Below are 10,268 nucleotides of genomic sequence, written 5' to 3'. Positions count from 1 at the left end.
CCCCTGGAACGTGCGCGACGCCATCGACGCGTACATTAAGGTCTACAATCCCAAGGCCGCGCCCTTCGAGTGGCGCAAGGAGGTCGTGCATGCAGTCAGCCTGCAAAAACGTTACTCTCATTTGCGGAAGTAAGTACTAGGCCGTGTGCCCCTTCAGATAGGGGATGATGGCCAGGTAGCGCGCACGCTTGATCGCGGTGGACAGCTGACGCTGGTGACGGGCGCAGGTTCCGCTCAGACGGCTGGGCAGAATCTTTCCCTGATCCGTGATGAAGCGGCCGAGCGTGCGGTCATCCTTGTAATCGATCCAGCGGACACGCCCCTCGCAGAACGGGCAGCTCTTCTGTGGTCTTCTCATTGGCGGCTAATCCTCGTCGTCGTCGTCATCGTCACGGCGCGCGGCCTGTGCCGCGAGCTCCTCTTCGCTCATCGCCGGAGCACCGACTTCGTGCTCGTGCAGCGTGATGAGATAGCGGATGACGCCATCGTCGAGCTTGAGCGCGCGCTCGTACTCCGGCAGCACCGTGGGATCAACGGTGAAGCGGGATACGACGTAATAGCCATTCTCGCGCGGGCCTATCTGATAGGCGAGCTGGCGGCGGCCCCAGTGGCTCGTCTCGGGCTCCTCCGTGGAACCGAGCAGTCCGTGAAAGCGCGAGAGTTTTTCGTTGATTGCGGCGTCTTCGAGGGTCGAATCGAAGATGTACACCGCCTCGTAGTTCCGAGACATTGGCAGGCAATCCTCCTTGTGGTCCTGTTTCTGCCCCCCGCTGGTTGCCGGAGCGGGGGGAAGGTGTGAAGGCCGCGGTGCGGCCGTTTTTTGCGGACCCGAAAGATATCCGGACCACCCCCTCGAGGCAACAGAATTGCCACCCTTCCGTGAACTGGATCGCCACGTACCTTTGCACCGGCCCGCCATGGGCCTAATTCGGGAGAAGCAGCATGAAGTATTCGATGATCACGATTCTGGCGGCGGGCTTCGCCGTATCGGCATGCGGCGGCGGCAGCTCCGCCGGTGGCCTGGACGCGGAGCAGAACTATCTCTTCGCATTGACGCCGGGCGCAGAGGTGCCGGCGCCGAAGCCGACCACCGCGAGCGGAACCGTGAGCATCGTCGTCTTTCCGACTTCGATTGACTATCAGATCAGCGCGTCGAGCATCACCGGAATCACGATGGCGCACATTCATAACGGCGCGCCGGGAGTCGCGGGTTCAGTTGTGGTGACACTGTTCTCGCCGGCAACCCCGACCGTCGCGATCAACGGCGTGTTCGTGAGCGGGACGATTACCCAGGGCACTCTACCCGCCGGCGTTACGCTCGAATCCGTCAAGACGCTGCTTCTGAGCGGTAACGCTACGTGAATGTTCATACGACCGCGAACCCCAGTGGAGAAATCCGCGGGCAGGTCAAATAACTCCGGCATATTCCGGAAGGAGCAGGCAGATGAAGTGGCGTTACCCGATCGCGATTGCATTGCTGTTCGTTGCTGCTACCAATCTTCAGGCGCACGATTTCTTTTTCCGGCTGGACTCGTTCCTCGCGACGCCGGGATCCACCATCCGGCTGCGCGCTCTCAACGGCACATTCAGCAAGAGCGAGAATTCCATCACGCGCGACCGTTTGCGCGATCTCAGCGTCGTGTCGCCCGCCGGGCACGCGCATCCGGATACGGCGTTATGGTCGGTCACCGGTGACACGAGCATTTTCACGGTCCAGACAGGTGCCGCCGGGACGTATGTGATCGGCGCGTCGCTCAAGCCGCGCGAGATCACAATCGAGGCGAAAGATTTCAACACGTATCTCGCTGATGATGGTATTCCCGACGTCCTCGCCGCCCGCAAGCGGAGTGGCGAGCTCGGCAAGGGCGCGACCGAGCGGTACTCGAAGCACATCAAGGCACTCGTGCAGATCGGCGCAACGCGCACCGGCGATTTCAGCGCGGTTCTGGGCTATCCCGCCGAGCTGGTGCCTGTTGACAATCCGTATTCGCTGCGGCCGGGGGAAGCGCTGCGGGTGCGGGCGTTGGTGGATGGGAAGCCGGCGGCGGGTCAACTCGTGGTGTCGGGCGGGAGGCTGCCGAGCGGCGGTCGCCTGAAGGAGCATCGCGTGCGCACCGACGCGTCCGGCATCGCGCGAGTGCGACTCGGCAGCCGCGGTCAGTGGTACGTCAAATTCATCAGCATGACGCCGTACGCGGGAACCGAAAAGATCGACTACGAATCGAAGTGGGCGACGCTGACGTTCGAGATGCGGTAGCCAGGAAGCCCGGCAGCTCGCTAAACGTTGAACCGGAAAAGGAGTACGTCGCCGTCGGCGACGACGTACTCCTTTCCTTCGGATCGTACCGCGCCCTTCTCGCGCGCGCCCTTCCATCCTCCGTTCGCGACGAAATCTTCGTACGCGACCGTCTCGGCGCGGATGAAGCCGCGCTCGAAGTCGGTGTGAATTACCGCCGCCGCCTTCGGCGCCGTGTCGCCGCGATGGATGGTCCACGCGCGCACCTCCGGCTCGCCGGCGGTGAAGTACGTCTGCAGCCCGAGCAGGTGATATCCGGCGTGAATCAATCGGTCGAGTCCCGCTGACTCCAGTCCCAGCGACGACAGGAACTCCGTGCGGTCCTCGGGCGGAAGCTCGGCGAGCTCCGCCTCGATCTTCGCGGAGAAGGGAACGATCTCGGCATGCTCGCCGCTCGCACGAACCGCCTCGCGCAGCGCGAGCAAGTGCGGGCCCTCCTCGCCGTGGAGCTCGCTGTCACTCACGTTCGCGGCGTACAGTACCGGCTTGCTCGTGAGCAGCGTAAGCGGCGCCAATACGTCGCTCTCCTCCGGCGTGAGCTTCGCCTCCCACAGTCCGCGCCCTTCCCTGAGAAATCCGTACGCGCGCTCGAGCGCCGGCAGCTCGGCGAGCGCTTCCTTGTCGCCGGTACGCGCGGACCGGCGCGTCTTGTCGAGGCGCTTCTCAACCGCGCTGAGATCGGCGAGGGCGAGCTCGAACTCGATGACTTCGCGGTCGCGCGCTGAATCCACCGCGCCCATCACGTGCGTGACGTCCTCGTCCTCGAAGCAGCGCACGACGTGGACGATGGCGTCCGTCTCACGGATGGTGGCGAGAAACTTGTTGCCGAGCCCTTCGCCCTCGGCGGCGCCTTTGACGAGTCCCGCGATGTCCACGAACTGCACCACCGCGGGAACCGTCCGCTTCGGCTGCACGATCTCGGTGAGACGCTCGAGCCGCTTGTCCGGAACTTCCACCATCCCGACGTTCGGCTCGACGGTGCAGAACGGATAATTCGCCGCCTCTGCCCTGGCAGCGGTGAGCGCGTTGAACAATGTGGACTTTCCCACGTTGGGGAGTCCGACGATTCCCAGCTTCAGCATTTTCTATTGATTGGTCGCGCCGTCGCCGTCGCGGTTGTGTGCGTTCATTGCTCTTTTCGTGCTCTCGCGCAGCCAGGTCTCGACGGCGGCGTTGAGCTTCGGCATGAGCGTGAGAATGTCGTCCCGCTCATCGCGCGCGAACGGAGCGAGCACGAAGTCGGAAAGGTCGTGATAGACGTTCTTTCTCCCCTCGCTCGGCCCGACGCCGATGCGGAGGCGAGGGTATTCCTGGTTTCCCAGGGCTGTTTCCACGCTGCGCAGTCCATTGTGTCCGCCGGCGCTGCCTCGAGCGCGGATGCGGAACCGCCCAACCGGGAGCGCGACGTCGTCCACGATCACCAGCAGGTCCTTCGGTGGCGCCCAGAACGGGCGCCGCAGGTAATTCTTGAGTACGTTGCCGCTCAGGTTCATGTACGTGAGCGGCTTGATCAGTCTGACTCGCGTTCCGGCCACTGTAGCCGTCGAGACCAGCGCCTCGCCGTCGCGCTTCCAGCCGTCGAAATGCCAAACGTCGGCGAGGTGGTCGAGTACCCACCAGCCGACGTTGTGCCGTGTTGCCTCGTACTGACGCCCGGGATTGCCGAGCCCGAGAATAACCTTCACAGGTTAGCCCCGGATTACTTCTCGGGGCCTTCGTCCTCGTCCGGCTTCTTGGCGCGAATGACTTCGGGCTCGGCGATGACCGCTATCTCCTCGGCGACGACGGCCTCGACAGCGGCGCGCGGAGCCGACACGACGCAGACGGAAGCGTCCCCTTCACCGACGACCTCGACTCCCTCGGGGAGCGGAATGTCGCTGACGTGCACCGAGCTGCCGATCACGAGCTTCGTCACGTCGAGCTCGACGTGATTCGGGATGTTCGACGGGTCCACCTCGACTTCGAGCTCGCGCATTGTCTGATCGAGGATGCCGCCGTCCATGCGCACGCCATCGGGGACACCGATGAGAAGGATCGGAAGACGGACGATCACCTTCTCACCGACAACCAGCTCCTGGAAGTCCACGTGCAGGATCTGGCGCTTGAAGGGATGGCGCTGGATCTCACGAATGAGAGTGCGCGCGCTCTTTCCGTCCACCGTCAGATCAATGACCGTGTTCTCTGCGGAGATGTGCGAGAGCAGCTTCTCCAGCTCGCGGTTGTCGATGGAGAGGGGCTGCGGATCGCGGCCGTGGCCGTAGATGACGGCCGGAACGCGGCCGGAGCTGCGAAGGGAACGAGCGACGCCCTTGCCACTGTTCTCGCGTACGCTGCCCGAAAGATTTGCTGACGCCATACCTGTATTCTCCCAGACCTACTGTTCGAAAAGCGAGCTTACCGACTGCTCACTGTGAATGTACCTGATTGCCTTCGACAACAATTCCCCGACGGACAGGACGGTGAGCTGCGGAAACCGCTTCTCCTCCGGAATGCGAACGGTGTCGGTAACCGTCACTTCCGTGATCGGCGCGTTGCAGAGCCGCTCAACGGCGGGGCCGGAGAGCAGCGCGTGCGTCGCGCAGACGTATACATCCTTCGCGCCAAGATCCTTCAGCGCCCGCGCGGCCTCTGAAACCGTCCCCGCGGTATCTATCATGTCGTCGGTGAGAAGGCAGTCCTTTCCTTCGACCTCTCCGACGACGTTCACCACTTCGCTTTGATTCGGCTTGGGGCGCCGCTTGTCGATGATGGCGAGTGTGCCATTCAACCGCTTCGCGAACCCCCGCGCCATCTTCGCCGAGCCCACGTCAGGCGCAACGACGACGAGATCGTGCAATTGCTTCTTCTTGTAATGCGACACGAACACCGGCGCCGCATAGAGATGATCGACGGGAATGTCGAAGAATCCCTGCAGCTGGTGCTGGTGGAAATCGAGACCCAGCACCCGGTTCGCTCCGGCCGTCACAATCATGTTGGCCACGAGCTTCGCGCCGATGGCGACTCGCGGCTGGTCCTTTCGGTCCTGTCTCGAGTAGCCGTAGTACGGCATGACACATGTGACACGCGCGGCCGATGCCCGCTTCGCCGCGTCTATCAGGAGCAGCAGCTCCATGATGTTCTCGGCCGGCGGATTGGTCGGCTGCAGGATGAAAACGTCGTTGCCGCGGACGTTCTCGTCTATGCGGACGAAGATTTCGCCGTCAGCGAACCGGCTAATCGTCGCCTTGGCCGGCTCGACGCCGAGACTGTGGGCTATCTCCTTCGAGAGGTCCGGGTTTCCGGAACCCACGAGGAGTTTCAAGCCGTGACTCGGTACGGAAAGTCCGTCCATTGCCGCGATAGCCTTAAAAGTTAAGTGACCGCTGACTTTAGTTCAATTGGGGCCGGTGCACCCGCCAGCGGGAACAGGCAATCTAACCCTGAAAGAACGCATCAATTGCCCCCGGTGGATTCGAACCACCATTCTCGGATCCAAAGACCGATGTCCTGCCATTGGACGAGGGGGCAGACGCGGTAAAGCTAGCCCAGCCTCACAGGCTGAACAACGTCGATTGATGTCCTTGTAGTCGTTACCCGCTCGCGATGTTCCTCGGGAACGCGGGAATAGTTGGGTGGTGAGTCGAATACTCCGAAGATCGTTGAGCCAGATCCGGTCATTTGCGCGAAGACCGCCGTCGAACTCCGCAGGCTTTGCAGATACTCGGCAAGCTGCGGGTGCCGCGCCGAAACAGGCGCCTCGAAATCGTTCCGCGCGAAGCGCGCGATGGAGGCCCACGTTGACAGCGACACTGTATCGAGCACGGCGGCATCCGGTGCGGCATCTCTTTCGTCCACGCTCTTGGCGTCACCCATCATCGCCGTAACGTCGCGCTGGCGGGCCCTGTCTTCGTCGAGCCACCTGTACGCGTCGGCGGTGGACACGCTGAACTCGGGAGTCATCAGCATGACGTCGTATCTGGGGAGCGGCGCGAGTGAGAGCATTCGCTCCCCATGTCCCCATGCGAGCGCCATGACGGCATCGCTGGCGAGAAATGGAATGTCGGAGCCGAACCCCGCGGCCAGTCGTAGCAGCCCGTGCGAGCCGATCGGATCGCCTGACATGAAATTGAGCGCCCGGAGCACTGCCGCGGCATCCGCACTCCCGCCGCCAAGTCCGGCGCCGACTGGAATGCGCTTGGTGAGCTGGATTCTGAACCCCTTCGGCCATCCGGCATGTGCGGCGTAAGCGGCGGCGGCGCGATAGGCGAGGTTGGATTCCATCGGCCCCGTCTCCGCTCCTTCGACATCTACGGCGCGCTCGCCGTCCGTCACCTCGATCACGAGATCGTCGGCGAGGTCTATGCGGTGGAAGATCGTCTCCAGCGAGTGGAACCCCGAGTCCTCTCGCGCCAGAACGCGCAGATGCAGATTGAGCTTCGCCTGCGCCGCGATCCTCACTTTCGGACCGGTCACGCCGTGGCCTCGCGCGCGGTGTTGATGTCCTTCATGTGGAGGCCAAGCCGCACGAAATACCAGAGCCCGATGGCGGTAATGGGGATGAAGCTCAGAATGTGGAATCCGATCGCCCAGCTCGTCGCATGGCTCGCGCTGACACCGTAGATGCCAAGCCCGACCGTCGCAAGCTTCTCGAAAAAGCCGAAGAAACCAGGCGCCGACGGAAGCGCAACGCCGAACGCTATCAGCGTCTGAAGAAACAGCGCGGCGGAGTACGGCAGCTCGATGCCGACGGCCTTGAATCCGAGCCAGAACGCCAGCGCGTTCAGCAGCCAGTGCGCAATGGTCCACGCGAGCACGGAGCTGAATCGCCGCGGACTCCGAAGCACGCTCAGTCCCTCGCTGAATTTGATCAGCACCGACTTGCCGCGCTCCTCGAGGGCGGGCGATACGCGGCGTGTGAACAGCTCGAACACCCGCACGAGCTGAGTCGGGAAGAAAGCAAGCGAATACAGCGCCACGAGCAGCAGCACGATGATCACGACCGAGCCCTGCGCGAGGTGGCCGAGCGTCTGGCCGGCGATGCGAGCCTCGCGCGGGAAGGAGGGATCCACGAGCGCCGCGACAGCGAGGAACAGGAGCACGAGCATGTCGAAAAGGCGGTCCACGGCGAGCGAGGCAATGGACGTCGCGAACCCAATGCCGGTCTGCCGGGTCAGCGCGTAAGCCCGTGCGATCTCACCGGCTCGCGCGGGAAGGAGATTGTTCGCCATCATCCCGACGGCGGTGGCTCTCCACAGGGGACCGAACGGCTGATTCGGCGCGACGGGCTGAAGGATTGTCCGCCAGCGCCGTGCGCGCAGCGGAAAGATCAGCGTGGCGCAGATCGTGGACGCGAGAAAGAGCGGAACGCTCGAGTGCGACAGCTCGGCCCACACCGTTGCCAGTGACACATCGCGAAGTGTCCACCACAGCAGCACCGCGCTCAATGCGATGCCGATGGTGCTGCGCCAACTCGGCTTCACGGCCTACTCGGTCGCTGCGAGCGCGACGAGATCGAGCAGCTCGTCGATCTTCTCCGTGGATGGATTGCCGCCGGCGTCCACGATGTCGTTGCGGACATCGAGCGCGCGGTCGAACGCGGCGCGCCCGCGATACAGCAGCGTTTCGATCGCGACCGGGGGCGGGAGTGGCACCGGTGTCCTCCGCCGCGTCTCTCCCGACACGGCGCCGAGCTGCGCAATGCTCGTGTTGAGCAGCGCGCGCAGCTCCTGCCCGCGGGCCGGAGTGAATGTCGGCACCGCACGGCCTTCCGGCGGAAAGCCGGCTCGCACGACGTGCGGACCGGGCCCGTCGAAGAAGAGGCTGGAGATCGGAATGAGGTCGTCGCCGGAAGTCATCGTCTCAAATCTCGGCTCATTCGCGCGCCGCGTCCATCGCCTGCCGTATTTCCTGCACGGCTTCGGCCAGTCCGACGAACAGGGCCCGGCTGACGATGGAGTGACCGATATTGAGCTCCTCGATCTCCGGAATTGCCGCCACCGGCCCGACATTCGCCACCGTGAGACCGTGGCCGGCGTGAACCGCGAGACCCGCTTCGGCGCCTTCGCGCGCGGCGCTTTTCAGCGCCTCGAGTGTATCAGGTACGTGCGGGCGATTCGCATAATCGCCCGTGTGCAGCTCGATCGCGTCGGCGCCGAGCTCCTTCGACATTCTGACGGCGGTGAGATCGGGATCAATGAAAAGACTCACACGAATGCCGGCTTCGCGCAGCCGGGACACGGCCCGCGCGACCCGCTCGCGCTCTCGCACGACGTCGAGTCCTCCTTCGGTCGTAACCTCCTCGCGCTTCTCCGGAACGAGCGTCACCTGTGGCGGCCGAAGTCTCAGCGCGATGTCTATCATCTCCTCCGCGCACCCCGCCTCGAGGTTGAGATACGTGCGCACCGAGGTTGCGAGTGTCTCCACGTCGGCGTCCTGTATGTGCCGGCGATCCTCGCGCAGATGCGCAGTGATCCCGTCCGCGCCGGCGGACTCGCACAATGCCGCGGCCTCGATGGGGCTCGGCTCGAATCCACGCCGCGCCTGCCTCAGAGTCGCGACGTGATCTATGTTCACATAGAGCCGTTGATGTCTTGCTGCCATTTCCCCCGCCCGTTAGGTTCGCACCAACTTCCGTGGAGTACCGTGTGAAGAAGACCTTGCTCGCGATTTTCCTGCTCACCGCGTGCTCGCGCGCAGTGACCACGACGACCAGTTCCCCCGTGGGCGCGCCGTCGCCAACGGTGAGTCACATGACCGGCGCGGCCACGCCGCGAGCCGCCGTCGAGCAGTTTCTCAACGCCGTCCATGCCCAGGACATTCAGGCCATGTCCGTGATATTCGGCACGAACAAGGGACCGTCGCGCGACAACATGGACAGGGAAGAGCTGGAGAAGCGGCTGATCATTCTTCAGTGCTACTTCGGCCACGACAAATTTCGCATTCTCGGCGAGACTGTGGGAGAAGGCGGTCATCGCGTCGTCGCCACCGAGTTGACGCGCGGAACGAACATCCGCACCCCGCGCTTCTACGCAATTCAGGGTCCGTCCAACCGCTACTACGTGGACAACATGGAGATCGCCGCCGTGCGCGATTTCTGCCGCGGCACGAACCGGTAGCTCCGCCGCCCGGTTACCGGCATGTGCGCGTTGGCTCGCCGCGCGCGCTCTGGCGATCAGTGCTCCGAAAGCTCGACGAGAATTCCCGCTGTCGAGCCCGGATGAAGGAACGCGATCCGCTTGCCCTCCGCGCCGATTCGCGGAACCTCGTCTATGAGCCGGACACCGGCCTTCCGGCACCGCTCCAGCGTTGCGTCGAGATCGTCCACCGCGAAGCAGATATGATGGATCCCGGCTCCGCGGCGGGCAATGAATTTCCCGATCGGCGTGTCCTCTCCGTCCGGCTCGAGAAGCTCGATCAGTGACTCGCCTGCCTGGAGCGCGCTGATACTCGCGCCGTCGGAATCCGCAATTTCGGCCTCGTCCATACGGAGGATGTCACGGTAGAACGGCATCGCCTCGGCGATCGAGGCGAGAGCGATTCCAACGTGGGAAATCCGGGTCCCCTTTGGGTTTGGATGTTGCATTAGATTTCGATCGAAGAGTGAGTCAAACTTAATCCAGCGAGACGGGCGGGGTATCCCCGCCGATGAGGGCGTTAAATGTCGAATGCGTTCGAAGTTACGGACAATAATTTCGAGGCCGAGATCGAGAAGCATGAGGGACTGGCCGTGGTGGACTTCTGGGCGGCGTGGTGTGGCCCGTGCAAGATGATCGGGCCGGTTCTGGACCAGCTCGCGGTGGAATACGCGGGGAAGGCCAAGGTCGCCAAGCTCGACGTGGACACGAACAACCGGACCGCCCAGCGGTTCGATATCCGTTCGATTCCTGCTGTCCTCTTCTTCAAGGACGGGAAGCTCGTGGATCGGGTCATCGGAGCCGTGCCGAAGTCGCAGCTGGAGACGAAATTCAAGCAGCACGAAGCCTGATCTTCCTGC

General features: G+C 63.4%; 15 protein-coding genes and 1 tRNA gene. 4 read left to right on the top strand and 12 right to left on the bottom strand.

Annotated elements, in window-relative coordinates; all coding sequences use genetic code 11:
• Positions 1 to 136: 136 nt before the first annotated feature.
• Both rpsR and rpsF read right to left on the bottom strand, forming a co-directional pair.
• Entirely contained in the window at positions 137 to 358 is a 222-nt protein-coding gene (gene rpsR / locus Q7S20_11380) for a 30S ribosomal protein S18 (GenBank protein MDO8502431.1), read from the bottom strand.
• Positions 359 to 364: 6 nt separating this feature from the next.
• Entirely contained in the window at positions 365 to 730 is a 366-nt protein-coding gene (rpsF, locus tag Q7S20_11375; GenBank protein MDO8502430.1) for a 30S ribosomal protein S6, read from the bottom strand.
• Between the two features lie 212 nt (positions 731 to 942).
• On the opposite strand from rpsF, the gene Q7S20_11370 reads away from it, so the two are divergent.
• Positions 943 to 1,362: a CHRD domain-containing protein gene (locus Q7S20_11370; protein ID MDO8502429.1), complete on the top strand. Its 420-nt coding sequence runs from the start codon at positions 943 to 945 to the stop codon at positions 1,360 to 1,362.
• 82 nt (positions 1,363 to 1,444) lie between these two features.
• On the top strand, positions 1,445 to 2,257 hold the full coding sequence (locus Q7S20_11365) for a DUF4198 domain-containing protein (protein ID MDO8502428.1): 813 nt from the start codon (positions 1,445 to 1,447) through the stop codon (positions 2,255 to 2,257).
• A 20-nt stretch (positions 2,258 to 2,277) separates the two neighbouring features.
• Here Q7S20_11365 and ychF read toward each other — a convergent pair whose 3' ends face one another.
• The 9 genes from ychF to Q7S20_11320 all read right to left on the bottom strand — a co-directional run bounded on the left by ychF (position 2,278) and on the right by Q7S20_11320 (position 8,875).
• Complete coding sequence (ychF, locus tag Q7S20_11360) at positions 2,278 to 3,378, bottom strand: redox-regulated ATPase YchF (protein MDO8502427.1); 1,101 nt, start codon at positions 3,376 to 3,378, stop codon at positions 2,278 to 2,280.
• A 3-nt stretch (positions 3,379 to 3,381) separates the two neighbouring features.
• Positions 3,382 to 3,981 carry an aminoacyl-tRNA hydrolase gene (gene pth / locus Q7S20_11355; protein MDO8502426.1) on the bottom strand — a complete coding sequence of 200 codons (600 nt, stop codon included), beginning with the start codon at positions 3,979 to 3,981 and terminating at the stop codon, positions 3,382 to 3,384.
• A gap of 14 nt (positions 3,982 to 3,995) precedes the next feature.
• A complete protein-coding gene (locus Q7S20_11350) occupies positions 3,996 to 4,652 on the bottom strand; it encodes a 50S ribosomal protein L25 (protein ID MDO8502425.1) in 657 nt (218 codons plus the stop codon).
• Between the two features lie 18 nt (positions 4,653 to 4,670).
• Positions 4,671 to 5,597, bottom strand: coding sequence for a ribose-phosphate pyrophosphokinase (locus Q7S20_11345; protein MDO8502424.1), 927 nt, complete (start codon positions 5,595 to 5,597; stop codon positions 4,671 to 4,673).
• A gap of 135 nt (positions 5,598 to 5,732) precedes the next feature.
• Positions 5,733 to 5,803: transfer RNA gene (locus tag Q7S20_11340), tRNA-Gln, on the bottom strand.
• A gap of 12 nt (positions 5,804 to 5,815) precedes the next feature.
• The gene (gene ispE, locus Q7S20_11335; protein MDO8502423.1) at positions 5,816 to 6,748 is read right to left on the bottom strand and encodes a 4-(cytidine 5'-diphospho)-2-C-methyl-D-erythritol kinase; all 933 of its coding nucleotides are present in this window, start codon (positions 6,746 to 6,748) and stop codon (positions 5,816 to 5,818) included.
• Positions 6,745 to 7,755, bottom strand: a complete 1,011-nt coding sequence (locus tag Q7S20_11330) for a lysylphosphatidylglycerol synthase transmembrane domain-containing protein (GenBank protein MDO8502422.1) — start codon at positions 7,753 to 7,755, stop codon at positions 6,745 to 6,747. Before Q7S20_11330 ends, ispE begins: the two co-directional genes overlap by 4 nt.
• Before the next feature lie 3 nt (positions 7,756 to 7,758).
• On the bottom strand, positions 7,759 to 8,130 hold the full coding sequence (locus Q7S20_11325) for a hypothetical protein (protein ID MDO8502421.1): 372 nt from the start codon (positions 8,128 to 8,130) through the stop codon (positions 7,759 to 7,761).
• 16 nt (positions 8,131 to 8,146) lie between these two features.
• Positions 8,147 to 8,875 (bottom strand): pyridoxine 5'-phosphate synthase, encoded by a 729-nt coding sequence (locus tag Q7S20_11320; protein MDO8502420.1) that lies wholly within the window; start codon positions 8,873 to 8,875, stop codon positions 8,147 to 8,149.
• 44 nt (positions 8,876 to 8,919) lie between these two features.
• On the opposite strand from Q7S20_11320, the gene Q7S20_11315 reads away from it, so the two are divergent.
• Positions 8,920 to 9,390 (top strand): hypothetical protein, encoded by a 471-nt coding sequence (locus Q7S20_11315; protein MDO8502419.1) that lies wholly within the window; start codon positions 8,920 to 8,922, stop codon positions 9,388 to 9,390.
• 56 nt (positions 9,391 to 9,446) lie between these two features.
• On the opposite strand, the gene mce is transcribed toward Q7S20_11315, so the two are convergent.
• Positions 9,447 to 9,857, bottom strand: coding sequence for a methylmalonyl-CoA epimerase (gene mce, locus Q7S20_11310; GenBank protein ID MDO8502418.1), 411 nt, complete (start codon positions 9,855 to 9,857; stop codon positions 9,447 to 9,449).
• A 75-nt stretch (positions 9,858 to 9,932) separates the two neighbouring features.
• Here mce and trxA point away from each other — a divergent pair, with 75 nt between their 5' ends.
• The gene (gene trxA / locus Q7S20_11305) at positions 9,933 to 10,259 is read left to right on the top strand and encodes a thioredoxin (GenBank protein ID MDO8502417.1); all 327 of its coding nucleotides are present in this window, start codon (positions 9,933 to 9,935) and stop codon (positions 10,257 to 10,259) included.
• Positions 10,260 to 10,268: the final 9 nt, after the last annotated feature.

The sequence above is a fragment of the Gemmatimonadaceae bacterium genome (assembly GCA_030647905.1).
In the GTDB taxonomy this organism is placed as follows: Bacteria; Gemmatimonadota; Gemmatimonadetes; order Gemmatimonadales; family Gemmatimonadaceae; genus UBA4720.
Note: the sequence above shows the minus strand (reverse complement) of the source record. Positions and strands in the feature narration are given on the sequence as shown.

Bases quoted from the DNA above. Each gene is read 5' to 3' on its own strand.
- rpsR (MDO8502431.1), bottom strand. From the start codon at position 358: ATGAGAAGACCACAGAAGAGCTGCCCGTTCTGCGAGGGGCGTGTCCGC.
- rpsF (MDO8502430.1), bottom strand. From the start codon at position 730: ATGTCTCGGAACTACGAGGCGGTGTACATCTTCGATTCGACCCTCGAA.
- Q7S20_11370 (MDO8502429.1), top strand. From the start codon at position 943: ATGAAGTATTCGATGATCACGATTCTGGCGGCGGGCTTCGCCGTATCG.
- Q7S20_11365 (MDO8502428.1), top strand. From the start codon at position 1,445: ATGAAGTGGCGTTACCCGATCGCGATTGCATTGCTGTTCGTTGCTGCT.
- ychF (MDO8502427.1), bottom strand. From the start codon at position 3,378: ATGCTGAAGCTGGGAATCGTCGGACTCCCCAACGTGGGAAAGTCCACA.
- Q7S20_11350 (MDO8502425.1), bottom strand. From the start codon at position 4,652: ATGGCGTCAGCAAATCTTTCGGGCAGCGTACGCGAGAACAGTGGCAAG.
- Q7S20_11325 (MDO8502421.1), bottom strand. From the start codon at position 8,130: ATGACTTCCGGCGACGACCTCATTCCGATCTCCAGCCTCTTCTTCGAC.
- Q7S20_11320 (MDO8502420.1), bottom strand. From the start codon at position 8,875: ATGGCAGCAAGACATCAACGGCTCTATGTGAACATAGATCACGTCGCG.
- mce (MDO8502418.1), bottom strand. From the start codon at position 9,857: ATGCAACATCCAAACCCAAAGGGGACCCGGATTTCCCACGTTGGAATC.
- trxA (MDO8502417.1), top strand. From the start codon at position 9,933: ATGTCGAATGCGTTCGAAGTTACGGACAATAATTTCGAGGCCGAGATC.